Genomic DNA, 25142 nt, shown 5'->3' on the forward strand with positions numbered 1-25142 from the left:
GGCCGCACAAGGGAGCGCCCGTGGCGACGGAGCGTCCCGTCAGTGCCCCCTGTTGTCCTGGCCCGGCGGCGGCCGCTGATTGCCCTGGCCCGGCGCGGGCCGGCCGGGCGGGTTCGTGGCGGGCGGGCGCGGCCGGTGGTCGCCGGGCGACGGGCGCGACGGCGGCGGCGTGCCGTGCGAGGGCGGACGCCCGTTCCCGGCCGGCGGCCGCGACGGCTGCGGCGGCCGCTGCCCGTGCATCGGCGGCCGCGCGGGTCCTGGAGGCCGCTGCTGCGCCGGCGGCCGCGGCCGCACGGGCGGGGGACGGTGCGCCGGCGGCGGGGGTGGGCGGTGCGGCATCGGCCGGTGGTACCAGTAGTCGCGCTGGCGGTAGAACGGGCGGTCGCGGTAGTAGCTGCCCCAGTAGGCGCCGATCGCGAAGCTGACGATGGGGATGCCGATGCGCGCGCCGTAGTCGGGCAGCAGCACCGGCCGGTTGTCGTAGGTGTACTGGATGTAGTTGCCCGCCATCCAGCCGCGCACGCCGCCGTACAGCACGTCGCACCAGACCCAGCCGTCGATGCAGCCCTGGACGTTGATCGCGGCGCCGGCCGGGATCGTGTCCACGCGCGGGTAGCCGACGTCCGGCCCGGCGCGCAGGTTGACGTTGGCGGTGACGTAGCCGATGCCCTGCGCGCCCGCCGCGGCGGGCAGCGCGAGCAGCAGCGGCAGGGCGGCGAGCGCGGCGGAACGTTTCATCACGGCAGGTCTCCGTTGCGGTGCGGGCGGCGGCGGATGCGGGGCACCCGAGGCCAGGTTCGCCGGGCGGACGTCCGTGTCGGGCAGGGCGGCCGCGCAAGGCTCGGGCCGGTGCCGTGAACGGCGCGTGTGCGTCCGGCGCGCCGTTCAGGCCGGCTGCAACTGCGCCTGCACCTCGTTGATCGCGGTGCGGATGCGCCGGCTGAACACCGAGTCGTCGTGGTGGATCAGCAGCAGCCGCTCGGTGGCGCGGGTCATCGCCACGTAGAGCAGGCGCGCCTCCTCGGCCTCGTCCTTGCCCGGCTTGGGCAGCGAGCCCAGGCCGGGGATGATCACGAACGGGAACTCCAGCCCCTTGCTGGAGTGCATGGTGACCAGCTTCACCGCGTCCTCGACCACGAACAGCGTGCGCTTGCCGCCGCCCTCGGCGAGGCGGCTGGGGATGCCGGCGCGCTGCAGCGCCTCGTGCAGCTTCTCGCCCTCCCACTGGTTGCGGAAGATCACCGCCATGGCCGACCACGCGCGGCCGTGCGCGTGCTCGTCGCGCAGGCGCGCGATCAGCACGTCCAGCTGCGCGGCGGCGGTGTCGGTGCGCACCAGCTCGGGCAGCGGGCCGCGGCGGCCGGCGCTCTCGGGCGCGACCAGCGGCACGCCGTCGTCGTCCTCGCTGCGCTCGCTCAGCAGCTCGTCGGCGAAGCCGCGCGCCACCGCGAGGATCTCCAGCGTGTTGCGGTAGTTGAGCTTGAGGATGGTGGTGCGCCCCTGCGCCTGGATGCCCAGGCTCTTCCAGCTGATGCGCCGGCGGCCGGGCTTGCCGTAGATGTTCTGCGCGTCGTCGTAGAGCACCAGCAGCGAGTTGGTGGAGGGGTCGACCATCTGCACGATCAGCCGGTACCAGTCCGGCTCGAAGTCGTGGCCCTCGTCGACCAGCACGGCGCCGTACTGGAAGCGCGGGATCTGCCCGCGCTCGACCGCGGCCATGATCGCCGGCGGCAGCGCGTCGGTGAACTCGCGGCCCGCGCCGCCGGGCAGCGGCACGTGGTAGGACACCAGCATCTGCCGGCACCAGCGGTGGAAGTTGTAGACCTGCACCTTGTCGGCCAGGCCGCGCTCGCCGATCAGCTGCTCCAGCCGCGCGGCCAGCGTCTTGTTGTAGCAGAGCACCAGGATCGGCTTGGCCAGCGCGCGCGCCAGCCGCAGCGCGCGGAAGCCCAGGATCATGGTCTTCCCGGAGCCGGCCACGCCGTGGATGATGCGGTGCTCGTCGCCCAGCGAGCGGGCCAGCTGCTCCTGCTGCGCGTCCATCACCTTGACCAGCTCGGGGATCTCCAGCGGCTTCGCCGCGTCCCGCTCCCTGCCGAACAGGCCGAACTGGCCGTCGCCCGGCTCGACGCGGATCTCCGGGAACAGGTGCCAGCGCACGCGGTCCAGCTGCGGCAGGGTCAGCGCGGCGGGGAACACCTGCGGGAACATCGCCCACAGGCGCTCCTGGAAGGCCTCGGCGTCCACCGACTCGTACATCTCGTCCTGGCAGACCGCCAGGTGCGGCGCGATCACCTCGCCCAGCCCGCCGGCCTCGAACTGCTTGCGGCTGATGTTGGCCAGCACCACGCCGAAGCCCCACGGCATCACCAGCTCGCCGGCGTGGCGGTGGCCTTCCGGGTGGCGCAGCGCCGGGTCGCGCTCCAGCGCCATCTTGATCTCCACCGCGTAGGAGCGCGCCTGCAGCAGCGGGTTGTTCTCGGTGGCGAGGCCGCGCTCGGTGACCAGGGTGAACTGGGTCTTGTCGGCGCGGCGGATGGTGTCGGGCTTCCAGTCCTTCACCTCCAGCACCAGCAGGCCGCGGCGCGGGTGCAGCACGACGAAGTCCGGGTGGCGCTGGCGCGGGCCGACCGGCACGTCGTACCAGAGCAGGTAGTCGTCCTCGAGTTTCTGTTCGAGCCGCTCGGAAAGTCGCTTCTCGCCGCCGGTCATGCGCGGCAGGCAGCTGTTGCGGCTGGGAATGAGCTTGGCCATCCGGCGTCCGTGGAAGTTCCCCTCGCCGGAAAGTAGCCTAATGCCGGCCGGCGCTAAAGCCCCGTGGGGGCCGGTCGATAAGGGGGCGTGCCGGTCCGGGTTCGGGCGGCCGCCGCACGGGGAGCGACGCGGCGGGTCGATCCGCCTGCAACCGGACCAGGAGCCGTACATCATGCCCATCCAGGTCCAGACCTTGTCGCTGATCAGCGCGATGCAGGCGTTGACCTTGGCGCTGATGCTGTGGCTGGGCGTCCAGGGCGGCACGGGCAGGGCGGTGTCCAGCCTGCACCTGCGCGCCGTGGCGCTGGCGGTGGAGGGCATCGGCTACGGCGTGCTGGCGGCCGAGCAGTTCGTGCCGCCGGCGGTGCTGCTGCTCGGCGGCAACGCCCTGAACCTGCTGGCGCAGGCGATGAGCGTGGTGGCGCTGCGCATGCTGCTGGACCGGCCGCTGCGCCTGCGCGCGGCGACCGCGATCGCGGTGGTCGGCTGGCTCGGCGTGGCCTGGTTCGGCGTGGTCCAGCCGGACTACCGCGACCGCGTGCTGTGGGGCTCGCTCGCCATCACCTGCAACATGCTGCTGAACATCCAGGCGCTGCACGGCGGCTGCCGGCGCGGCGGCCCGCGCGCGCTGCGTGCTGCTGTGGATCTGCGTCATGGCGATCGCGCTGCTGGCCTGGCGCAACGGCATGCTCTGGCTCGGCAGCGACCCGCCCGACCGGATCGGCACGCCGAGCGCCACCAACGTGTTCTACGTGCTGCTCGCCGGCATGCAGCCCTTGTTCGCCAGCCTGGGCTTCCTGCTGCTCTACAACGAGACCCTGCAGCGCGAGCTGCACACGCTGGCGCGCGTCGATCCGCTCACCGGCGTGGCCAACCGCCTCGCGCTCGGCGAGGCGGCCGAGCGGCTGCTGGGCGCGGGCATGTGGCGCGGCTCGCTCGGCGTGCTGCTGCTGGACGCCGACCACTTCAAGAGCGTGAACGACCGCTACGGCCACGAGGGCGGCGACCGCGTGCTGCTGGAGCTGGTCACCTGCATCCGCCGCATCCTGCGCGCCGACGACGTGGTCGGGCGCATCGGCGGCGAGGAGTTCGTGGTGCTGTCGCCGGGCACCGGCCTGCGCGCCGCGTTCGCGCTGGGCGAGCGCATCCGCGCCGTGGTGGAGCGCACGCCGCTGCAGATCGACGGCGAGACGATGCGGCTGACCGTGTCGGTGGGGGTGGCGGTGGCGGCCCCCGGCGAGCGCGACGTGGCCGCCGTGCTCAAGCGCGCGGACGCCGCGCTGTACGCGGCCAAGCGGGCGGGGCGCAACCGCGTGATGTCGGCCGACGACGCGGACGTGGCCGAGGCGCCGGCGGTCTGAAGCTCCGGGACGGCGGTCAGGCCGCCGGCCAGCGCGCCAGCAGCTCCGGCGGCCGGCCCATGCGCCGGCAGGCGCGGCTGGCGACGCCGTCGGCCAGGGCCAGCCGGAACATCGGCGCCATCGCGCGCAGCGCGTGGGCGGCCCATGCCGCGCGCCGCCGCCGCGGCGCGCCGAGTTCCAGCCGCGCGACGGCCCAGTCCGGCAGCAGCGCGACGCCGGCATGCAGGAACAGCTCGCGCGACAGGCCGGCGGCGGGCACCGGCAGGCGGATGCCGGCGAGCACGCGCAGCACCTCGCGCGAGCGGTCGTCGTAGCGCAGCAGCGGCTGCACGCTCCGGAAATACGCCGCCACCTCGGCCGCCGAGCGCGGCACGTCGCGCGCGCCCAGCGCCTCGGCCACGCGGCGCGTCTCGTCGTAGTAGCGGTCGGCCAGCGCGTCCGGCACGGGCATCGGCCCGTAGCGGCGGAAGCCCTGCAGGAAGCTGTACGCCTCGGTGACGTGCACCCAGGTCAGCAGCGCCGGGTCGTCGGCGGCGTAGGGGCGGCCGTCCTCGGCGTGGCCGCGCACCTGCGCGTGGATGCGCCGCACGCGCTCGATCTGCGCCAGCGCCGCCGCGCGCGGCGCATAGGTGGTGGCGCCGACGAAGGTGGTGGTGCGGCGCAGGCGGCCGACCAGGTCCTCGCGGAAGTTGGAGTGGTCCCACACGCCGGCCAGCGCCAGCGGGTGCAGGGTCTGCAGCATCAGCGCGGCCAGGCCGCCGGCCAGCATGCCGGGGAAGTCCGCGTGCACGCGCCAGGTCACGCTGTCCGGGCCGAACAGGCCGGGGTCGCCCAGCGGCTGGTCGTAGTCCAGCGTGCCGCGGTCGGCGCGCGGGAAGGCGGCCAGCACCCAGCGGCGGATCGGTTCGACGGCGGGACGGCCGAGCAGGCGCAGTGGCGGCAGCATGCCGTCAGTGTAGCGATGGCGGCGGAACGCGCGGCGTTGCCGTGGTCAGTGGCCTCCGCGCCTGTCCAGGTCGCGCGCCGGGATGGCGATGCCGCACAGGTCGATCTTGCCCGCCGGGTTGCGGTAGAAGTCGTCGCGCCGGTTGCGCTTGGCCTCGACCAGCGCGGCGAAGGTGGCGCTGTCGGTGCGCAGCACCTCGACGCGGGCGCGCTGCGCCTCGGGCAGGTCGGCGGCCAGGCGCACCGACCCGATCGGCACGCGCTGCGCGGCGTCCTTGTAGAAGCCCATCGGCGCGGGGCCGCGCGGCAGGCCGGAGAGCAGCTCCATGCCCTCGATCACCCGGCCGGCGATGGCGAGGTTGCGGTCCAGCCCGCGCGGGGCCTGGCCGATCACCGCGTACAGCGAGCTGCCGTTGCCGGTCTCCGGGCCGACGTCGCGCGCCACGCCGACCATGCCGTAGCAGTGCGCGAGCCAGGTCTGCCCGCTGGCCGGGTCGCGCGCGGCGGGGAAGCCCTCGGAGAAGCCCACCTGCGGCGCGTACACGTCGCCGTCGGGCAGCGGCGTCCACGGCAGCTTCGGGTCGGTCGCGCGGGTGTATTCCGGCGGCAGCGTCTTCCTCGCGCTGCCCAGCGGCTTGAGCTTGCTGCGGTCGCCGCTGTCGTCGTCGTTGGGATCGCCCCACTGGGTGACGAAGTTGTCCTGCACGCGGATGATCGCCAGACCGTCGAAGTAGTGTTCGCGCACCAGCGTGCGGATGTTGGCCGCGTGCTGCGGCGCGTAGTCCGGCGCCAGCTCGATCAGCACGCGGCCGGACGGCAGCTGCATCTGCAGCAGGTTCTGCGGGTCGGGACGGCGCCACTCGGAAGGCTTGGACTTCGCCAGCAGCTCGCTCGGCGTGGGCGTGTGCGCGGGCTGGTCGGCGAGGGCGGGCAGGGCCAGGCACAGGGCGAGGGCGGCGACGAGCGGACGCAGCGGCATGGGCGGTTCTCCGGCGGGTGACGAACGCGCACGGTAGCAGCTTCCGTTTTTCCCTCGGTACTCCGCCGCCGCGACTTGCCCTACCATCGGGCGATGCAGACACCTCCCGCACCATCGAGCGGCACCCGCCGCGGCAGCCTGGCCTGCGTCGGCCTGGGCATGACCCTGGGCTCGCACCTCACGCCGCTGGCGCGCAGCCACATCGAGCAGGCGGACGTGGTGTTCGCGGCGCTTTCCGACGGCGTGGTGGAGATGTGGCTGGAGCGCATGCACCCGGACGTGCGCAGCCTGCAGCCCTACTACCGGGAGGGCAAGTCGCGGCTGAAGACCTACAGGCAGTGGGTCGAGCTGATGATGGCCGAGGTGCGCGCCGGCAAGCGCGTCTGCGGGGTGTTCTACGGCCATCCGGGCATCTTCGCCTGGTCGCCGCACAAGGCGATCGAGACGGCCCGCGCGGAAGGCTACGAGGCGCACATGGAGCCGGGCATCTCCGCCGAGGACTGCCTCTACGCCGACCTGGGGATCGACCCCGGCCGCTTCGGCTGCCAGCACTTCGAGGCCAGCCAGCTGCTGTTCTACGAGCGGCGCATCGATCCCGCCGGCTACCTGGTGCTGTGGCAGGTCGGGCTGGTCGGCGACCGCTCGCTCGCCCGCTTCCAGACCGGCTCGGCGTACCGCCAGCTGCTGGTGGAGCTGCTGGCGCGCGACTATCCGCTCGATCACGAGGTGATCGTCTACCGCGGGGCCACGCTGCCGATCGAGAAGCCGCGCGTCCGCCGCCTCCCCCTGCGCGAGCTGCCGCAGGCGCCGCTGACCGCGGAGGAGACGGTGGTGCTGCCGCCGGCGCAATCCCTGCGGCCGAACATCGCCATGCAGCAGCGGCTGGAGGCCCTGGACGAGCTGGAGAAGGCGGGCGACGTCGCGTAAAGTGGCAGGCTGCCGGGGGGCGGTGCTTTTTTGCGTGGTCGCAAGGGCCAGGGGACACAGAGCCGGCGGCGGGGGCGCCAGCGGCCCGCCAAGGAGTCGGAATCACTATTCACCAGGCGGGTGACCGCATGGCATCGGCAATCGGGTGCCATCAGGCGTCCGCATGGCCATCACAGGAACGGGGGAAAATCGCATGACGGACACGATCGATCTGCTGGAGGCCATCGGCCGGGACGCTTCCTTGCGCCACGCCTCGGCCGAGGAACTGGCCAAGGCGCTCGAACAGGCGCAGGCATCCGAGGCGCTTGCCGCCGCCGCGGCGTCCGGCGACCGTGCGCGGCTGTTCGAGGAGCTCGGGCACAGGGAATGCGAACCGCCGCAGTCCACCCAGATGCCCGGGCACGAGGAAGAAGAGGAAGAGCCGGACCAGCACGAGGAGCCGCGTCCTTCCCCGGTGCCTGGACAGGAAAAGCCCTCGCCCCGGCGATAGCCGCCGCCGGCATGTCTCGGCCATCACGCCGCGTCTGGCCATGGTCCGCATGGGCGGCCATGGCTTGCTGCGCGCTGATGCCGGCCGGCAGCGCCGCCAGGCCCGTGGAGGACCCGGCCCAATTTCTCGCCCGTGCGGAAAGCCTGCGCACGGAGGACCATTCGCGCTTCGTCCGGATGCTGGAGCAGATCCACCGCGACGCTCCCAAACTGTCACCGGGGGAGCAATGGCACCTGCGCTACCTCGATGCGTGGGAGACCATGTTCGAGGGCGACTATGCCAGGTCCGAGGCGGAGCTCCGCCAGGTCATCGGCCGCTCGGGCGACGAGACGCTGGCCGCCAAGGCGTCGGCGCTGCTCCTGAACAACCTGGCGACCAACCGGCGCTACGAGGAGGCCTTTGCGCTCGCCAACCGCCTGGTGGCCGACCTGTACCGCACCAGGGACCCGCTGATCCGCTTCACGCTGCTGACGAACCTGTCGCAGATGCTGGACTACGCCGGCCAGACCGACCTGGCCATTCAGTACGCGCGCATGGCGGAGGACGCCGTTCCGCCGGGCGAAACCTTGTGCCGTCCCTTCGCCATGCAGGCCGCGGCACTCTACAACGGCAAGCGGCTGACCTCGGACAGTCCGGAGCTGCAGCGGGCCATCGACGCCTGCGTGGCCGCCCGCGAGCCGGTCTTCGCCAACGCGATGCGGCTCACCCTCGGCAGCCTCTATGTGGACGAGAACCAGCCGGCCAAGGCCCTGGCGCTGTTCGACCGGATGGCTGCCGATATCCGCGCCAGCCACTACTACCCGCACATGCTTTCCGCCAAGGTGGAGCGGGCGCGGGCCTACGCCGAGCTGGGCAACGACGACGAGGCGAGGAAAGCCGCCCTCGCCGCGGTGGCCATGAGCCATCCGGACGACATCAGCGAGTGGCTGGTGGTGGCCTACGAACTGCTCTACCGGATCGAGAAGAAGCTGGGTCACAGCGCCGCCGCGCTGTCCTACTACGAGCACTACGTCGTCCAGGACAAGGGCTACCTCAACGACGTCGGCGCCAGGGCGCTCGCCTACCAGGTATCGCAGCAGCACATGCTCGCGCAGAAGCTCGAGACGGAGAAGTTGGGCCGGCAGAACAACGTCCTGCGGCTGCAGCAGGCGCTGGCCACCAAGGCGATCGAGACCGGCCGGCTCTACATCGCGCTGCTGCTGGTGGTGCTGGTCTCGATCGTGTTCTGGCTGTTCCGGCTCAAGCGCTCGCAGCTGCGCTTCAAGAAGCTGTCGTGCCACGACGGGCTCACCGGCATCTTCAACCACCAGCATTTCGTCGGCGAGGCCGAGCGCACCCTGCGCCTGCTGGAGCGCAAGCCCGGCAGCGCCTGCCTGGTCTTCATCGACCTGGACCACTTCAAGCGGATCAACGACACGCACGGCCATGCCGTGGGGGATGCGGTGCTCAAGCGCGTCGTGGCGATCTGCCGGCAGCAGCTGCGTCCCGTCGACCTGTTCGGCCGCCTCGGCGGCGAGGAGTTCGGCATCCTGCTGCCGGACTGCCCGCGCGACCAGGGCCTGGCCATCGCCGACCGCATCCGCCTGGCCATCGAGGCGTCGTCGGTCGACGGCGACGGCGTCGTCGTCTCGTTCTCCGCCAGCGTCGGCCTGGCCTCCACCGAAACGTCCGGCTACGGGCTGCAGCGCCTGTGCCGGGACGCGGACGCCGCGCTCTACCGCGCCAAGCGCACCGGCCGCAACCGCGTCATCGCGGATGCCGAGCGCGAGGAGGGCGGCGCGCCGCCTGTGCCAATCAGGTACGGGCAGGCGTAGCGCGGGGAGTGGTGGATTGCGGGCTTGCCGCCCCGCCAGCGCCGCGCATGCCATGCGGCGGCATGCGGCTCAAGAGCGTTCACGATCTTCCCGTGCCCTGCCGGGAGCCGGCTGCGCGCGGGCTGAGGAAGCGCGAAGGAGTGGGCCGGCCCGCGATGGCGCGGCATGGCGGGCGTGGGGCGAGGGGCCGGGCATCGCGGCCGGAGGCCGCTCCCACAGGGAGCCTCGCAAGCCTTGTGGGAGCGGCCTCCGGCCGCGATCGACCTGACGCAAGACCGCCGCGGCCGCGATGCCATGCCCGCCGAGGCCATGCCCACGGCCCGCCAGCCCGCTCCCCCCATGACTTCAAGCCCATGCACTATTGCTAACTTCACACTATCGTTCACTCCAGCCCAATCCGTCCGGGTGAGCCCGTGGACGACACCGCCAGCCTGCTGAAGAAATTCCAGAAGGAGCTGTCCGCCGGCACCGTCTCGCTGGTCCTGCTGGCGGTGCTGGGGCAGTCGCGCCAGCCGCTCTACGGCTACCAGATCGCCAAGCGGCTGGAGGAGCTGGGCGAGGGCGCGCTGGCCGGCAAGCAGAGCGCGCTGTACCCGGTGCTGCGCAACCTGGAGGCGGCCGGGCTGCTCGCCAGCGAGGTGGAGCCCTCGGTCAGCGGGCCGCCGCGCCGCTACTACCGCATCACCCGCCCCGGGCGCGAGGTGCTGCGCGAATGGATCGACGCCTGGAACGCCACCCGCGACTCGGTCGACAAGGTCCTACAGGGAGAGCTGCGATGAACACCCCACGCACCATCGCCGAATACCTCGAACAGCTGCGCGCCGCGCTGCGCGGCGCCGACCCGGCGCTGGTCCAGGACGCGCTGTACGACGCCGAGGAGCACCTGCGCGCCGAGCTGGCCGAGCAGCCAGGCCGCAGCGAGGCCGAGATGCTGCAGAAGGTGGTGGGCAGCTACGGTGCGCCGGAGGAGGTGGCGGAGATCTACCGCGACCAGGAGATCAAGATCCAGCGCGCGCTGCGCCCGCCGCCGCCGCCGCGGCGCCGCTCGCTGCCCGGCCGTTTCTTCGGCGTGGCCGCCGACCCGCGCACCTACGGCGCGCTGTTCTACATGCTGCTGGCGCTGGCCACCGGCATCTTCTACTTCGTGTGGGTGACCACGGGGCTGGCGCTGTCGGCCGGATTGTCGGTGCTGATCGTCGGCCTGCTGTTCGCGGTGCTGTTCTTCGCCACCGTGCGCGTGCTGTCGCTGGTGGAGGGGCGCATCGTGGAGGCGATGCTCGGCGTGCGCATGCCGCGCCGGCCGATCTACCCGGCGCAGGGGCTGACGCTGATGCGGCGGATCGGCCGCATGTTCACCGACGTGCACACCTGGACCACGCTCTGCTACATGTGGCTGATGCTGCCGCTGGGCATCACCTATTTCACGCTGGCCGTGACCCTGCTCGCCGTGTCGCTGGCGCTGATCGGCGCGCCGCTGGCCTGGGCCTTCGACCACGGCAGGTTCGACTCGTGGTTCGTGTTCCGCCACGCCACCATCGACTGGGGCTACGGTCCCCACGCCATGGGCTGGGGCGACGCGGCCGCGATGTGCGCGGTCGGCATCGTGCTGCTGTTCGCCACGCTGCACCTGGCGCGCGGCATCGGCCGGCTGCACGGGCAGATCGCCAAGCACATGCTGGTGCCGCGCGCCGCGGCTTGAACGGCCGCGGCGGGTCGGGCCATGCTTCCGCTCCCCCACGTCCGCGACGTTTCCATGAACGACATCCTGCAGAGGCTGGCCGGCGACTGGCTGGGCGAGGAAGCGATCGCCGCGACGCGCTGGGGACCCGGCGGCCGCGCCGTGGGGCGCATCGCGGCGCGGCTGGCGCTGGGCGGCCGGGCGCTGGTGCAGGACTACCGCGAGGAGCGCGACGGCAGGCCGGCGTTGCAGGCGCACGCGGTGTTCGTGGCCGGCGACGACGGCGGCTATGGCCTGTACTGGTTCGACAGCTACGGCTTCGTGCCGCACGAGCCGGCCGCGGGCCGCTGGGACGGGCGCAGCCTGGTGTTCGTGCGCCGCTCCCCGCGCGGCCAGACCCGCCACGTCTACACGCCGCTCGGCGAGGATCGCCTGGGCCTCACGCTGGAAAGCTCGTTCGACGGCGGCGCGTCATGGGAGCCGGTGTTGCAGGCCGAATACCGCCGCGTGCGGGATTGAGTCCCGTGCCCGGCAACTGACAGGCCGTCCGTCCGCACGTTTGGGATCTGCAACGCATCCGTGCGGCCAAACGCATCCGTTCGCGTTGCCCCGTCATCGTCATCCCGGCGCAAGCCGGAATCCAGTCGGGTACTTCGTGCGAAGCACTCCAGATCCGGCTTTGCGTGCTTCGCACAACGCGGTTTCACTGGATTCCGGCTTGCGCCGGAACGACGAGCGTGGGGGCGTTCCCGCACATGGCATCCAAGCCGCAGGAGGCTAGCGGTAGCCGAAGTCGGGCGAGGACAGCAGCAGGGCGTTCCACTCCTGCTGCGAGCGCGCCTGTGCCAGCCCCGCGCGGGTGGCGGCGGAGAGGTAGGGCTCGACCGCGTCGTAGTACAGCCGCGTGGTCAGCAGCGGGAAGCCCGGCGACGGCTGCGCGGCGCCTTCCGGCGTGAACAGCTGGGCGCTGCCGTAGCCGATCGCGCGGGCGACCTCGAAGCGCGTCTCCATCTGCCCCGAGCTGGACCAGCTCGCCCCGTCCAGCGGCCAGCCGTCCGGGGTGATCCGCCCGTATGGCGGCTCGCCCAGCAGGTTGAGCCAGTTGACCAGCGGCAGCGCGTTGGCGACCGGCCGGCCGTCGTAGGCCAGGCGCATCGCCGAGACCACGAACTGGGTCGGGTCCTTGAACTTGGGAGCGCCGGCGGCGAGCAGTTCCTTCGACGTGAACATCGTGCGCAGCACCTTGGCGATGTCGCCGTCGCTGCGCTGGAAAGTGCGCGCCATGCGCTCGACCAGCGCGGGCGGCGGCTGGTCGGCGACGAAGTACCCGGCCAGCTTGCGCGAGATGAACCGGGCGCAGGCCGGCTGGCGCACGATCAGGTCCACCGCCTGCCGCACCTCGTCGAAGCCGCTGCCCTTGATCGCCTGGCCGAGCAGCACCTTGTCGCCGAAGTCGTGGCGGTTGGGGTTGAACTCGAACAGCCCGTCGCGCACCACCAACGGCGCCATCTTCGGGTTGAAGCGCTCGACCCTGCCGTCGACCGGCGCGATGCCGGCGCCGGTGAGGATCAGCGCCAGCTGCTGCACGTCCTGCTGGGTGTAGCCGGCGTCCACGCCCAGCGTGTGCAGTTCCATCAGCTCGCGCGCGTAGTTCTCGTTGACGTGGCCCTTGGCGTTCTGCGCGTTGTCCAGGTACTCCAGCATCGCCGGGCTCTTCAGCGTGGCCATCACCAGGTCGCGGAACCTGCCCAGCGCGTGCGGGCGGATCGCGTGCTCCTCGTAGTCCGCCACCTCCCAGCGCAGGCGGCCCTTGGGCGCGTACACGCTGAAGTGGTTGAGCCAGAACCACACCATCTGTTCCTTGAGCTGGTTGGGGCCGTACACCGCCTGCAGCAGCTCGGCCTGCTGCGCCTGCTGGGCGAGCTGGTTGCCCTGCTTTTGCAGGTCGTTGCGCGCGGCCACCTTGGCGTCGCCCTCGGGCATCGCCTTGATGCGCTCCTGCGCCTGGTTCCATTGCGCGAGCAGCTGGTCCGGCGGCGTGCGCAGCGCGGGGTAGCCTGCGATCAGCGCGGCGACGGCGGGCGGCAGCCGGCCGGGCACGCGGTCGGTCAGCTGCGCGTCGAGCAGCCGGTTGCGGCCGAGCTGGCGGTAGCCGGCGACCAGGGCCGAGTCCAGGCCGAAGCCGTCGCGGCACAGCCAGGCGACGTCGTCGCGCTGCAGCGGCGCGTCCCCGTGCGCCGCGGCCAGCAGCGGCCACGGCAGCAGCAGGGCGACCAGGCGCCGGCGCATCGACGGGACGGAGCGCATGGCCATCCCGTCTCAGGCCAGTTGCAGGTCGCGCGGCCTGGCCTGCGGGAAGACGGTCTGCAGCTGGTCGCGGCCGAGACCCCACAGGCGGCCGAACAGCCCGGCGTAGACGTCGCGGTAGTTGTTGAGCACCGGGTAGTCGCGGTCCTGCAGCAGGCTGGGCTGCGCCACCGCCACCTGCTCGCCGGCGACGCGGCCGCCGTTGATCCGCCCGCCCAGCACCCAGTGCACGGTGCCGTGGCCGTGGTCGGTGCCCCTGTCGCCGTTCTCGCGGAAGGTGCGGCCGAACTCGGAGACCACCACCACCACGGTGTCGTTCCAGGCCTCGCCCAGCGCGTCGGCGTAGGCGGCCAGGCCGTCGCCCAGGTTGCGCAGGTTGCTGGAGAGCTGGCCGACCGCGCCGCCCTGGTTGACGTGGGTGTCCCAGCCGCCGACGTCGACGAAGCCCAGGCGGTAGCGGTCGCGCATCAGCGCGGCGATGCGGCGCGTCTCGGTGGCGAAGCTGCTGGCGCTGGGCGCGCCGCGGCTGGCGCGCACCATCTCCTCCTCCAGGTTCTGCAGGTCCATCGACACCGAGCGGCGCAGCGCCAGGCCGTCGCTGGCGGCGTCGGCCAGCGGCGTGCCGCGGTACATGCCGGCGAGGATCGCCGACTGCCGCTCGTCGAAGCGCGCCTTGGGATCGCCCTTCAGCGAGATGTTGGGCACGTCGCGCGGGCTGCCCTGGAAGCTCAGCGGCAGGTTGTTGGTGAAGGCGATGGCGGGCACGCCGGTGAGCACGGTGGAGAGCCGGGCCAGGAAGCCGGAGCGGTAGTCGCCGGCCTGGCCGGGCTGGCCGCGCTCGATGTTGTCCTGCGTCTCGAAGTGGCTGCGCGAGAGGTCGTCGGTGCCCGCGAACGGGACGAAGGCGACCTGCTTCTTCTGCCACAGCGGGTGGATCGAGTCGCGCAGCGCCGGGTTGAGCCCCCAGTGCGCGTCCAGCGCGATCGCGCTGTTGGCGTCGTTCGGGTCGGGCCGGGCGATGGCGAGGGTGGGCCGGGCCTCGTAGTAGAAGCCGCTGGCGTAGGGCACCAGCAGGTTGTTGCAGTCGTAGCCGCCGCGCAGGAACACGAACAGCAGGCGCGGCGAGCCGGCCGGCGCGGCGAACAGCCGCGAGGAGAACGACAGCGTCGGCAGGGCAGCCGCCGCGAGGGCGGCGTTGCGCAGGAACTGGCGACGGTTCATGGCGAGGCGCTCCTACAGGTAGTTGAAGTCGGGCGAGGCGAGCAGATAGGTGTTCCATTCCTGCGCCGTGCCGGCCTTGGCCAGTGCCGCGCGCGTGGCCGGCGAGAGCCAGGGCGCGAGGGTGCGGCGGAACAGCGGCGAGTCCAGCGCAGGCGGCGTGCGCGGCGCGCCGTCGGCGACGAACAGGCGGTTGCGGCCGCTGCCGATCGCGGCGGCGACGTCGAAGCGCCTGGCCATCTGGCCGGAGCCGGACCAGCTCGCGCCGTCCAGCGGCCAGCCGTCGGGGGTGATGCGGCCGAACGGCGGCTCGCCCAGCTGCGCCATCCAGTTCGCCAGCGGCGCGGCGTCGGCGACCGGGCGGCCGTCCAGCGACAGGCGCATGGCGGCGGCGAGGAAGCGCATCGGGTCGGCGAACTTGCGCGTGCCGGTGGCGGCGAACTCGGGCGAGGCCAGCAGCGTGCGCAGCACCCGGGCAATGTCGCCGTCGCTTTGCTGGAAGGTGCGCGCCATCGCGTCGACCAGCGCGGGCGGCGGCCGGTCGGCGAGGAAGTACTCGGCCAGCTGGCGCGAGACGAAGCGTGCGCAGGCGGGCTGCCGCGTCAGCAGGTCCACCGCCTGCTCGATCTCGGCATGGCCGCTGCCGCGGATGCGCCGGCCGAGCAGGGTCTTGTCGCTGAAGTCGTGGCGGCGCGGGTTGAACAGGAACAGGCCCTCGCGCACCGCGCCGGCCGGCCGGCGGCGCGCGTCCGGCCGCCCGTCCGGCGCGGGCGGCGCGATGCCGGCGCCGGTGAGGATCAGCGCCAGCTGCTGCACGTCCTGCTGGGTGTAGCCGGCGTCCACGCCCAGCGTGTGCAGCTCCATCAGCTCGCGCGCGTAGTTCTCGTTGACCTTGCCGGCGGCGTTCTTGTCGTTGTCCAGGTACTCCAGCATCGCCGGGCTCTTCAGCGTGGCCATCACCAGGTCGCGGAACCTGCCCAGCGCGTGCGGGCGGATCACCCGCTCCTCGTAGTCGGCGGCGAGCAGCCGCACGCGGCCCTTGGCGCCGTAGACGCTGAAGTGGTTCAGCCAGAACCACACCATCTGCTCCTTCAGCGGATTGCCGCCGTACACCGCGCGCAGCAGCTCGGCCTGCTGCGCCTGCTTGACCAGCTCGCGGCCGTCCCGCTGCAGGGCCTTCTTCGCGGCCAGCTTGGCGTCGCCGTCGGGCATCGCCTTGAGCTGCCGCTGGCGCCCGCGGTACTGCGCGAGCAGCTCCGCGGGCGGCGTGCTCACCGCGGGGTAGCTGTCGATCGTCGCCTGGATCGCGGGAGGCAGCGTGTCGTCGCCGCCGGCGAGCAGCTCGTCCAGGTAGCGCGCGCGGCCCAGCGCCTGGTAGCGCGCCAGCACGGCGCTGTCGATGCCGAAGCCGGCGCGGCGCAGCCAGGTCACGTCCTTGCGCGTGAGCGTGGCCCCGGGTGTGGCCTGGACGAGGCCGGCGGCGAGGACGAGAGCGGCCGCGAACAGGACGGCGCGGCCACGGCGGACGGAGGAGGGCGAGGGACGCATGCGGCCGTTTTTCCGACGGGAACCCGTCCTGACAACGCCGCCGCGCGGCGGCGGTGCACATCCGGCGCGGGACGGGCCGGGAACGGTTCAGCAAAGTGTGCGCGCCGGCACGTCTTCAGAATTCGTCGACGAACTCCAGCGCGTAGCCGCGCTGCCCGGCCTGGATCTCCGCCACCGCCTCCACGGCCTCCGCGTGCAGGCGGTCGGGGGCCAGCACCTCGATGCGGTAGAGGTGGCCCTCGCTGTCGTCGACCAGCGCGTTGGAGCTGGAGTCGTCCCGCACGGCGTCCATCGGCTCGTCCACTTCCTCGACGTGCTCGATGCCGTCGATGCCGTGCAGGGCGGTGATCAGCGCGTCGGCGTCGTCGCGGCTGCCGACCAGGCGGATGCGGATCATGGGCATGGCGGGTTTCCTGTGCAGCGCTTTCGCGGCGCCATGCTGGCGCGCGCGGCGTCGCCGGGAAGTGATGCCGCGCCGCGGTTACCATGCGCGACGGAGCGGAGCCCAGCAGACATGCCCAAGACCTACGACCAGGCCTATTTCGACAAGTGGTACCGCGACCCGGCGCACGCGGTCGGCGCGCCGGCCGCGCTGCGGCGCAAGGTGGCGCTGGCGGTGGCGCAGGCCGAGTACTACCTCGGCCGGCCGCTGCGCAACGTGCTCGACGTGGGCTGCGGCGAGGCGCCGTGGCGCGCGCCGCTGCGCGCGCTGCGGCCGGGCGTGGACTACCGCGGCCTGGACGCCAGCCAGTACGTGGTGGCGCGCTACGGCCGCAGCCGCAACATCGGCCTGGCGCGCTTCGGCCAGCTCGAGCACCTGCGCTTCGACACGCGCTTCGACCTGATCGTGTGCAGCGACGTGCTGCACTACCTCAAGCCGGCCGAGATCCGCGCCGGGCTGGCCGGCATCGCCGGGATGGCCGAGGGCGTAGCCTTCCTGGAAGTGTTCACCAGCCGCGACGGCGTGGACGGCGACCTGGAGGGCTTCCACGCGCGCGCGCCGGAGTGGTACCTGCGCGCGTTCGCCGATGCGGGGCTGCTGCCCTGCGGCTCGCACTGCTACCTCGCGCCGCGGCTGGGACGGCGCATCGCCGCGCTGGAGCTGGCGCGGCTGCCGGCGGGGACGGCGCGGTGAGCACGGTCTTCCTCACCGGGGCGAGCGGCTTCCTCGGCGGGCACCTGCTGCGCGAGCTGCGCGCAGCCGGGCACGCGGTGCGGGCGCTGTCGCGCCGGGACGGGACGGACGCCGCGATCGCCGCCGCCGGCGGCGAGCCGGTGCGCGCCGCGCTGTCGGACCCGGCCTCGCTGCGGCGGGCGCTGGCCGGCTGCGAGGCGGTGTTCCACGCCGCCGCCGACACCAGCCTGTGGCGCGGCGGGGCGGCGGCGCAGTTCGCCACCAACGTCGAGGGCACCCGGCACCTGCTGCAGGCGGCGGAGGCGGCCGGCGTGCGCGCCTTCATGCACACCTCGTCGGTGACGGCCTACTCGCACCTGGTGCACGGCGTGCTGCGCGAGGACACGCCGCAGCGCGGCGGCGAGAGCTGGATCGGCTACGAGCGCAGCAAGTTCCTCGGCGAGCAGGCGGTGCGCGGCAGCGCCCTGCCGTGGATCGTGTTCAACCCGGCGCACATCCTGGGGCCGGGCGACCGCCGCAACTGGGCGCGCCTGATCGTGCTGGTGGACCGCGGCCGGCTGCCCGGCATCCCGCCCGGCACCGGGACCTTCGCCGACGTGCGCGAGATCGCCCGCGCGCAGGTGCGCGCCTGGGAGCTGCGGCGCTTCGGCCGCGCCTACCTGCTCGGCGGCGAGCAGGCCAGCTTCGTGGATTTCGTGCACCGCGTGGGCGCGGCGCTGGGCCGCCGCACGCCGCGCGGCGCCACGCCGGCGTGGGCGCTGATGGCCTGCGCGCGGGCGCTCGGCGCCTGGTCGCGCCTCGGCGGGCGCGAGCCGGAAGTGACGCCGGAGGGCGCGGCGCTGACCTCGCACGTGCTGCAGGTGGATTCCAGCCGCGCGCGGCAGGAGCTGGGCTACGTGGAAACGCCGCTCGACGCGCTGCTGGCCGACACGCTGGAGTGGATGCGGCGGGAAGGCATGATCGGCGGCGCGGCGCGCTGAGCGGGCGGCTTCCGGCCTTGCGCGCCGGGTCGATGTCGGCGCAATGGAAAAAAGCCGCCATTTGGTGGCAAGTGGCCGAACTACGAAGCCAACCCCAATCCATCCCTTCCATGCGCCGTTGGCCACGGTGCGGTCACGATCCGCCCGCGAGCAACTCATCCAGCTGCGCGAATTGCTCGGGCAGGGCTTCCGCCGAACCGGCGAGGGCTTCGTCGAGGGCCGCTTTCGTGGGGTAGAGTTCGTGCAGGGTGACCAGCGTCTTGCCGGCATTTTCCTCGAACGTCACCGTGGTCACGGCGCCCTCGTCGCTCTCTTCGTTCGTCCACACGATGCGCTCGTTCGGCGTCACTTCCCGGTAAGTGCCGAAGAACGCCATCGGCTGATCGGACATCGGGTGGCGGAACACGAGGCGATACGTGCCCCCGGTGCGCACATCCATGTCGCACGAAAGCAGCGCCAGGCCCGCCGACTCCGGAACCCACCAACGCTGGAACAGTTCGGCTTTGCTCCACGCCTCGAAGACGAGGTGCGCCGGGGCATCGAACGTTCGCGTCACGACGAGTTCGCGGTCGGACCTGCGCTCCACAGCGGTGCGGTTCACGGCGGCGGAACTACCTTCTTTTGCTTCTGGCATTGGCCTTCTCCTTGCGCTTCAGGTCCTCGACAATCTCGTCCAGCGCGTCGAAACGCGCGCTCCAGAGCTGGCGGTGCCGCTCGATCCAGGCGGCCTCTTCTTCCAGCCGGCGCGGTCCGAGCTTGCAGGTTCGCACGCGCCCGACCTTCTCCGTGGTCACCAGCCCCGCCCGCTCCAGGACGCCGACGTGCTTCTTCATGCCCGTGAGGGTCATGCGAAACCTCTGGGCAAGGTCGGTGATCGAGGCGTCCGAACCCGCGAGCTGCTCCAGCACGCCGCGCCGGGTGACGTCGGAGAGCGCGGCGAACGTCGTGTCGAGGCGGGCTTGATAGTGAACCATATGGTTCACTGTAAGGCGCGCATGGGCGATTTGCAAGCGGATGACCCCGCGGGCGCAGATCGCACGTGGCTCCTCCGCCGCGCCGAACCCAAACCGCGCATGCCGGGTGTGGGCAGCCCTTTGTGGGCGCCGGACGGCTGCTCAGGGGCGACAAGCGACCTGCGGCCGGATGGTCGGCTGGCTGGAGATCAATGCCCGGTCTCCAGCTGCATGATCCGGCGGAAGATCCCCGCAAGGCCACCCACGGCCTGCCTTGGGCACTTGCTGCCCGATGGCGTGATGGACCGGAGATGCGTTTTCCAACCCATGGCACCGGGCACCCTTGCCGCCATTCCGGCACAGGCCGGAATCCAGCCGGGTGAGCGCCGCGGCCGGAAAGGCTTTGCGTGCTGCGCACGACGTATCCGGACTGGATTCCGGCCTGCGCCGGAATGACGGGGCGGGACCGGCGCACGCCGGGACCGCCGGGCCGGGCGGCCGGGCGTGCCGCGGCCCCGCGGCGCGCTCAGCCCGCGCGCGAGGCGCGCTTGCGGTCGTTCTCGGTGAGGTGCTTCTTGCGCAGGCGGATCGCCTTGGGCGTCACCTCGACCAGCTCGTCGTCCTCGATGAACTCCAGCGCCTGCTCCAGCGACATCTTGATCGGCGGGGTGAGGATGATCGCGTCGTCCTTGCCGGCCGCGCGGATGTTGGTGAGCTGCTTCTCGCGCAGGGCGTTGACGGTGAGGTCGTTGTCCTTGGCGTGGATGCCGACCAGCTGGCCCTCGTAGATGTCCTCGCCGGCGTTGATCAGCAGGCGCCCGCGCTCCTGCAGGCCGAACAGCGCGTAGCCCGGCGCCTTGCCGGTGCCGTTGGAGATCATCACGCCGTTGGGCCGCTTGGCGATCGCGCCCTCGCTCTTCGGGCCGTAGTGGTCGAACACGTGGAACAGCAGGCCCGAGCCCTGGGTCAGCGTCTTGAACTCGGTCTGGAAGCCGATCAGGCCGCGCGCCGGGATCAGGTATTCCAGGCGCACGCGGCCCTTGCCGTCCGGCTCCATGTTCTTGAGCTGGCCGCGGCGCATGCCCAGGCGCTCCATCACGCCGCCCTGGTGCTGCTCCTCCACGTCCACCACCAGCTGCTCGATCGGCTCGGACAGCACGCCGTCGATCTCCTTGATGATCACCTCGGGGCGCGACACCGCCAGCTCGTAGCCCTCGCGGCGCATGTTCTCGATCAGCACCGACAGGTGCAGCTCGCCGCGGCCGGAGACCTTGAGCTTGTCCGGGTCCTCGGTGTCCTCCACGCGCAGCGCCACGTTGTGCAGCGTCTCGCGCATCAGGCGGTCGCGCAGCTGGCGGCTGGTGATGAACTTGCCGCCGGAGAAGTCCTTGTGGCCGGCGAACGGCGAGTTGTTGACCTGGAAGGTCATCGAGATGGTCGGCTCGTCCACGGTCAGCGCGGGCAGCGCCTCGGGCGCGGCCGGGTCGGTGAGGGTGTCGGAGATGCTCAGCGCCTCGATGCCGGAGATCGCCACGATGTCGCCGGCCTGCGCCTCGGGCACCTCCAGCCGCTCCAGGCCGAGGAAGCCGAGCACCTGCAGCACCTTGCCGCTGCGCTTCCTGCCCTCGCGGTCGACGATCGCCACCGGCATGTTGGTGCGCACCCGGCCGCGCTGGATGCGGCCGATGCCGATCAGGCCCACGTAGCTGTTGTAGTCGAGCTGGCTGATGCGCATCTGGAACGGGCCGTCCAGGTCCACCTGCGGCGGCGGCACGTGCCGCATGATCGCCTCGTACAGCGGCGTCATGTCGCCCGAGCGGGCCTCCGGGTCGAGGCTGGCGTAGCCGTTCAGCGCCGAGGCGTACACCACCGGGAACTCCATCTGCTCGGCGGTGGCGCCGAGGCGGTCGAACAGGTCCCACACCTGCTCCACCACCCAGTCCGGGCGCGCGCCGGGGCGGTCGATCTTGTTCACCACCACGATCGGCTTGAAGCCCATCGCGAAGGCCTTCTGGGTGACGAAGCGGGTCTGCGGCATCGGGCCGTCCATCGCGTCGACCAGCAGCAGCACCGAGTCCACCATCGACAGCACGCGCTCCACCTCGCCGCCGAAGTCGGCGTGGCCGGGGGTGTCGACGATGTTGATGCGGTTGCCCTGCCAGGTGATCGCGGTGTTCTTGGCCAGGATGGTGATGCCGCGCTCCTTCTCCTGGTCGTTGCTGTCCATCACCCGCTCGGCCAGCACGGTGCGCTCGCTGAGCGTGCCGGACTGCTTCAGCAGCTGGTCGACGAGGGTGGTCTTGCCGTGGTCGACGTGGGCGACGATGGCGATGTTGCGCAGTTTTTCGATGGACATGACGAAAGGCCCGGGCGGCGCGGAAGCTGCCGCCACGCGAATGTTCGAGGGGATAAACCGGGCGATTATACGGGGTCGCGCGGCAACTTGCCCGCGCCGGGCGGCGGCCGTTCCGCGGGAAGACGGGCCCGGCGGGCGCCCGGGCGCGGGAGCCTGTCCAGAATCTTCCGGGGAAGCGTGCCGGGAAGGCTCGCCGGATGAACCGCAGGCGTGGGGCTCCGGCCGGGCGAGGCCACGCTCGCTTTCCCGGCGCCGGGACATGACCGTGACGGGCATGGCATCGAGGCCGTGGGCGGCCTCGCGTCGGGTTGATCGCGGCCGGAGGCCGCTCCCACAGGGACCTCGCCAGCCTTGCGGGAGCGGCCTCCGGCCGCGATGCCCAGGCCCACGCCCGCGATGCCGCGCCGTTGCGGACCGGCGCCCATTACCCGCTCCCCGAAGCCGGCGCGATCCATGGTGTCTCCCCGCGTACCTGCGCCCTCCCTTGGCCCGTGCGCAAACGGCTCCCGGCGCGGGGCACGGGAAGGGACCGTGAACAGGCGCTCAAGGGGTGCGGCAAGCGCGGCTGGCCGCGTCGAAGTGCAGCGGCAGGCCGTTGGCGAGCCGGCCGTCGCCGTGCGCGTCCAGCGGCGCGGCCAGCCGCGACATCGTGTCGCCGCCGCCGAAGCGGGCGTTGAAGGCGGCAAGGCCGTCCTGCTTCAGGCGCAGCGTGAGCAGCGCCTGGCTGCCGGGCGAGGGCGTGCCGAGCGGGTCGACCAGCGCCAGCTCCACCGGCGAGCGCAGGTCGTCCAGCAGCGGCAGCAGCCAGGACGCGACGCCGGCGTCGGCCAGCAGCTCGTCCTTGCCCAGCGCCTCGCGGATCTGCGCCACGGCCTTGAGGTGCTGCGCGCCGGCCAGCGCGGGATCGAGCGGGCGGCCGCCGGGCACGGCGCCCAGCACGCCCCACGGCGAAGGCAGGCGCAGGTAGGCCACGGTGGCGGCGGGCAGGTGCCCGCGCAGCCAGGCCGGCTGGGCGAGCTCGTCCTGCGCGCGCTGCCGCGCGGCGGCATCGACGGTGGGCGCGGATTCGCGGTGGCAGGCGGTGACGGCGAGGCCGGCCGCCAGCACGGCGGCCGCGAGGAGGCGGCGCGAAGTGTTCCTTCCCCGGGATTCCCCTGGTGGACGCGCGCGGGACGCCAGCTCCGTGGGCGCCGTCCCTGACGCTGCGCCGCGAAGCTTAGCAAGCGGCCGCGCGCGATGCCCGCCGCGGCGGGCACCGCGCGCACGGGTCTTCAGCCGTGCAGCAGGTCGTACTGCGCCTGCGCGGTGTACCAGAGCAGCTGGTAGTGGCCGTAGGGGTAGTCGTAGCTGGCGTCCTCGCCGGGAATGGTGGAGGTGTGCACGCCGTCCACCACGCACACGCCGCCGTAGCAGTTGATCTCGTCGATCCACGACTTGATCGAGTACATGTGCACGCCGAAGCGGTGCCCGGCGATGCCGCCGAGGAACGGGCTGTGCACCGACAGGCCGTAGTAGCCGCAGGTGGTGGTGGCGACGTTGAACGGATAGGTGCCGCACGACCACAGCCCGTGCACCGCGCCGGCGATGCCGATGAAGTGGTCCACCCGGTTCGCCACGCCGAGCTTGTCGATCTCGCGCATCGCCAGGGTCACGCCCATCGAGTGGCCGATCACGTCGATGTGGCCGCTGCACGAGCCGGCCAGCGCGTTGCTGATGGCGTTCTTCACCGGCGTCTCCTCGCTGCCGTTGTGGTCGTTGCAGGCGGCGCACAGCGGGTTGCCCCAGGACGGCGCGACGATCTGCGCGCTGGCGTAGCCGTGCTGGCGCAGGAGGTCGACGGTGTTCTGGAAATCGCTCGGGCTGCCGGTGTTGCCGTGGACCAGCACCACCGTGTTGACGCAGGCGGCGTGCAGGCCGAACACCGGCGCGAGCAGCAGCACGGCCAGCAGGCCGATGATGCGTTGCTTGACGGACATGGACGTTCCTCCTCGTTTCGCGTTGCCATGCCCCGGCGGACCGGGGCGGGAAGGCCGCGCCGCGCGGGCGGGCGGCCGGAACCTCGGGCGACGTCGCTGCCGCGCGCGGCGGCAGGGGGAGGGCGTCGCGGGGGGAACTACACCAGGCCGGTGAGCGCGTGGATGGCGATCGCCACGAACACCGCCAGCGTCTTGATCAGCGTCACCGCGAAGATGTCGCGGTAGGACTGCCGGTGGGTGAGCCCGGTCACCGCCAGCAGGGTGATCACCGCGCCGTTGTGCGGCAGCGTGTCCATGCCGCCGGAGGCCATCGCCGCCACGCGGTGCAGCACCTCCATCGGGATGCCGGCGGCGTGCGCGTTGGCGACGAAGGTATCGGCCATCGCCGCCAGCGCGATGCCCATGCCGCCGGAGGCCGAGCCGGTGATGCCGGCCAGCGCGGTCACCGTCACCGCCTCGTTGACCAGCGGGCTGGGGATCGCGTGCAGCGCGTCGGCCACCAGCTTGAAGCCGGGCAGGGCGGCGATCACCGCGCCGAAGCCGTATTCCGAGGCGGTGTTCATCGAGGCCAGCAGCGCGCCGGCCACCGCCGCCTTGCTGCCCTCGGCGAAGCGCCGCGCCACCGGCCGCCAGGCGAACGCGAGCACGCACAGGATGCCGGCCAGCAGCGCGCCTTCCACCGCCCAGATCGCGGCCAGCTTGGACACCTCCTGCACCACCGGCTCGGCCTTGCCCACCACGCTGGGCGAGAACGACTGCGTGGCGCCGTAGGCGCGCGGGATCAGGTCGGTGAACAGCTTGTTGCACACGCCCACCAGCAGCAGCGGCAGCAGCGCCACCAGCGGGTGCGCCAGCCGCTCGCCCTCGAACGGCGCCGGCTCGTTGGCCAGCTCGCCGCCGTAGCCCTCGCCCGCGGCGGCGGCCCTGCGCCGGCGCCATTCGAGGTAGGCCAGGCCGGCGGCGAGGATGAACGCCGAGCCCAGCGTGCCCAGCCACGGCGCCGCCCAGGCGTCGGTGCCGAAGTAGCCGGTGGGGATGATGTTCTGGATCTGCGGCGTGCCCGGCAGCGAGTCCATGGTGAAGGTGAACGCGCCCAGCGCGATGGTGCCGGGGATCAGTCGCTTGGGGATGCCGGACTGGCGGAACAGCTCGGCGGCGAACGGGTACACCGCGAACACCACCACGAACAGCGACACGCCGCCGTAGGTGAGCAGCGCGCACACCAGCACGATGGAGAGGATGGCGCGCCCGCGCCCGACCAGCCCGATGGTGCCGGCCACGATGGCCCTGGAGAAGCCGGACAGCTCGATCAGCTTGCCGAACACCGCGCCCAGCATGAACACCGGGAAGTACAGCTTGAGGAAGCCGACCATCTTGTCCATGAACAGGCCGGTGAACATCGGCGCCACCAGCGCGGGGTCGGTGAGCAGCACGGCGCCGAGCGCGGCGAGCGGCGCGAACAGGATCACGCTGTAGCCGCGGTAGGCCGCCAGCATCAGGAACGCCAGCGCGGCCAGCACGATCAGGAACGCCATCCGTGTCTCCCCTTCGGACGCTGCATCGGAATGCGGTGGGGGCGGAGTATCGGCGCGGCCCGCGGGGCGCGGCACTGTACGAAGGTACAAGTGCCCCTGCGCCGGCGGCTGCCTAAGCTCGTTCCATCACGTCAGGCGTCATTCCCGCGCAAGCGGGAATCCATGTGCTCCGGTCGGGCAAAGGCC

At 72.3% G+C, this 25142-nt stretch carries 24 protein-coding genes; 9 read left to right on the forward strand and 15 right to left on the reverse strand.

The genetic code is table 11. The features are described from left to right. Positions 1-39: 39 nt before the first annotated feature. The 3 genes from C7456_RS17630 to C7456_RS16755 form a co-directional block, all read right to left on the reverse strand. Entirely contained in the window at positions 40-738 is a 699-nt protein-coding gene (locus tag C7456_RS17630; RefSeq protein WP_109721745.1) for an SH3 domain-containing protein, read from the reverse strand. Positions 739-885: 147 nt separating this feature from the next. Then, complete coding sequence (locus C7456_RS00090) at positions 886-2754, reverse strand: DEAD/DEAH box helicase (RefSeq protein ID WP_109721746.1); 1869 nt, start codon at positions 2752-2754, stop codon at positions 886-888. A gap of 37 nt (positions 2755-2791) precedes the next feature. Beyond that, the gene (locus C7456_RS16755) at positions 2792-3409 is read right to left on the reverse strand and encodes a hypothetical protein (RefSeq protein ID WP_139942940.1); all 618 of its coding nucleotides are present in this window, start codon (positions 3407-3409) and stop codon (positions 2792-2794) included. Between C7456_RS16755 and C7456_RS00095 the strand changes: the two genes are divergently transcribed. After that, complete coding sequence (locus C7456_RS00095; RefSeq protein ID WP_109721747.1) at positions 3408-4115, forward strand: GGDEF domain-containing protein; 708 nt, start codon at positions 3408-3410, stop codon at positions 4113-4115. The two genes, C7456_RS16755 and C7456_RS00095, sit on opposite strands and share 2 nt — an antisense overlap. A gap of 16 nt (positions 4116-4131) precedes the next feature. Here the strand turns inward: C7456_RS00095 and C7456_RS00100 are convergent, their stop codons facing one another. Both C7456_RS00100 and C7456_RS00105 read right to left on the reverse strand, forming a co-directional pair. Next, positions 4132-5061 (reverse strand): oxygenase MpaB family protein, encoded by a 930-nt coding sequence (locus tag C7456_RS00100; RefSeq protein ID WP_109721748.1) that lies wholly within the window; start codon positions 5059-5061, stop codon positions 4132-4134. Positions 5062-5106: 45 nt separating this feature from the next. Beyond that, complete coding sequence (locus tag C7456_RS00105; RefSeq protein ID WP_109721749.1) at positions 5107-6039, reverse strand: peptidylprolyl isomerase; 933 nt, start codon at positions 6037-6039, stop codon at positions 5107-5109. Positions 6040-6132: 93 nt separating this feature from the next. Between C7456_RS00105 and C7456_RS00110 the strand changes: the two genes are divergently transcribed. The 6 genes from C7456_RS00110 (at position 6133) to C7456_RS00135 (ending at position 11467) form a co-directional block, all read left to right on the forward strand. Next, positions 6133-6966 (forward strand): SAM-dependent methyltransferase, encoded by an 834-nt coding sequence (locus C7456_RS00110; protein ID WP_109721750.1) that lies wholly within the window; start codon positions 6133-6135, stop codon positions 6964-6966. Between the two features lie 193 nt (positions 6967-7159). After that, positions 7160-7456, forward strand: coding sequence for a hypothetical protein (locus C7456_RS00115; RefSeq protein ID WP_109721751.1), 297 nt, complete (start codon positions 7160-7162; stop codon positions 7454-7456). 59 nt (positions 7457-7515) lie between these two features. Beyond that, the gene (locus C7456_RS00120) at positions 7516-9270 is read left to right on the forward strand and encodes a sensor domain-containing diguanylate cyclase (protein ID WP_245889723.1); all 1755 of its coding nucleotides are present in this window, start codon (positions 7516-7518) and stop codon (positions 9268-9270) included. A 413-nt stretch (positions 9271-9683) separates the two neighbouring features. Then, the gene (locus tag C7456_RS00125; RefSeq protein WP_109721753.1) at positions 9684-10049 is read left to right on the forward strand and encodes a PadR family transcriptional regulator; all 366 of its coding nucleotides are present in this window, start codon (positions 9684-9686) and stop codon (positions 10047-10049) included. After that, on the forward strand, positions 10046-10969 hold the full coding sequence (locus C7456_RS00130) for a sensor domain-containing protein (RefSeq protein WP_109721754.1): 924 nt from the start codon (positions 10046-10048) through the stop codon (positions 10967-10969). The genes C7456_RS00125 and C7456_RS00130 overlap by 4 nt, the downstream gene beginning before the upstream one ends. Before the next feature lie 54 nt (positions 10970-11023). Beyond that, the gene (locus tag C7456_RS00135) at positions 11024-11467 is read left to right on the forward strand and encodes a DUF1579 family protein (RefSeq protein ID WP_109721755.1); all 444 of its coding nucleotides are present in this window, start codon (positions 11024-11026) and stop codon (positions 11465-11467) included. A 258-nt stretch (positions 11468-11725) separates the two neighbouring features. On the opposite strand, the gene C7456_RS00140 is transcribed toward C7456_RS00135, so the two are convergent. From C7456_RS00140 to C7456_RS00155, 4 genes are all read right to left on the reverse strand, one after another. After that, positions 11726-13255 carry a DUF1800 domain-containing protein gene (locus C7456_RS00140; protein WP_211306179.1) on the reverse strand — a complete coding sequence of 510 codons (1530 nt, stop codon included), beginning with the start codon at positions 13253-13255 and terminating at the stop codon, positions 11726-11728. Positions 13256-13267: 12 nt separating this feature from the next. Continuing rightward, a complete protein-coding gene (locus C7456_RS00145) occupies positions 13268-14476 on the reverse strand; it encodes a DUF1501 domain-containing protein (RefSeq protein ID WP_109721757.1) in 1209 nt (402 codons plus the stop codon). 12 nt (positions 14477-14488) lie between these two features. Beyond that, the gene (locus C7456_RS00150) at positions 14489-16021 is read right to left on the reverse strand and encodes a DUF1800 domain-containing protein (protein ID WP_109721758.1); all 1533 of its coding nucleotides are present in this window, start codon (positions 16019-16021) and stop codon (positions 14489-14491) included. A gap of 115 nt (positions 16022-16136) precedes the next feature. Continuing rightward, entirely contained in the window at positions 16137-16424 is a 288-nt protein-coding gene (locus tag C7456_RS00155) for a hypothetical protein (RefSeq protein ID WP_109721759.1), read from the reverse strand. 111 nt (positions 16425-16535) lie between these two features. Here C7456_RS00155 and C7456_RS00160 point away from each other — a divergent pair, with 111 nt between their 5' ends. Then, the gene (locus C7456_RS00160; protein ID WP_109721760.1) at positions 16536-17156 is read left to right on the forward strand and encodes a class I SAM-dependent DNA methyltransferase; all 621 of its coding nucleotides are present in this window, start codon (positions 16536-16538) and stop codon (positions 17154-17156) included. After that, a complete protein-coding gene (locus C7456_RS00165) occupies positions 17153-18136 on the forward strand; it encodes an NAD-dependent epimerase/dehydratase family protein (RefSeq protein ID WP_170120134.1) in 984 nt (327 codons plus the stop codon). Before C7456_RS00160 ends, C7456_RS00165 begins: the two co-directional genes overlap by 4 nt. A gap of 133 nt (positions 18137-18269) precedes the next feature. On the opposite strand, the gene C7456_RS00170 is transcribed toward C7456_RS00165, so the two are convergent. The 6 genes from C7456_RS00170 to C7456_RS00195 form a co-directional block, all read right to left on the reverse strand. Beyond that, on the reverse strand, positions 18270-18737 hold the full coding sequence (locus C7456_RS00170) for an SRPBCC family protein (RefSeq protein ID WP_211306181.1): 468 nt from the start codon (positions 18735-18737) through the stop codon (positions 18270-18272). A gap of 10 nt (positions 18738-18747) precedes the next feature. Beyond that, positions 18748-19146 (reverse strand): ArsR/SmtB family transcription factor, encoded by a 399-nt coding sequence (locus tag C7456_RS00175; RefSeq protein WP_211306183.1) that lies wholly within the window; start codon positions 19144-19146, stop codon positions 18748-18750. Between the two features lie 469 nt (positions 19147-19615). Next, the gene (typA, locus tag C7456_RS00180; RefSeq protein WP_109721764.1) at positions 19616-21445 is read right to left on the reverse strand and encodes a translational GTPase TypA; all 1830 of its coding nucleotides are present in this window, start codon (positions 21443-21445) and stop codon (positions 19616-19618) included. A gap of 543 nt (positions 21446-21988) precedes the next feature. Next, on the reverse strand, positions 21989-22552 hold the full coding sequence (locus tag C7456_RS00185; RefSeq protein WP_109721765.1) for a hypothetical protein: 564 nt from the start codon (positions 22550-22552) through the stop codon (positions 21989-21991). Positions 22553-22716: 164 nt separating this feature from the next. Further along, complete coding sequence (locus C7456_RS00190) at positions 22717-23421, reverse strand: alpha/beta hydrolase family protein (protein ID WP_109721766.1); 705 nt, start codon at positions 23419-23421, stop codon at positions 22717-22719. Between the two features lie 137 nt (positions 23422-23558). After that, the gene (locus C7456_RS00195) at positions 23559-24956 is read right to left on the reverse strand and encodes a GntP family permease (RefSeq protein WP_109721767.1); all 1398 of its coding nucleotides are present in this window, start codon (positions 24954-24956) and stop codon (positions 23559-23561) included. Positions 24957-25142 lie beyond the last annotated feature (186 nt).

Source organism: Fulvimonas soli (assembly GCF_003148905.1).
In the GTDB taxonomy this organism is placed as follows: Bacteria; Pseudomonadota; Gammaproteobacteria; order Xanthomonadales; family Rhodanobacteraceae; genus Fulvimonas; species Fulvimonas soli.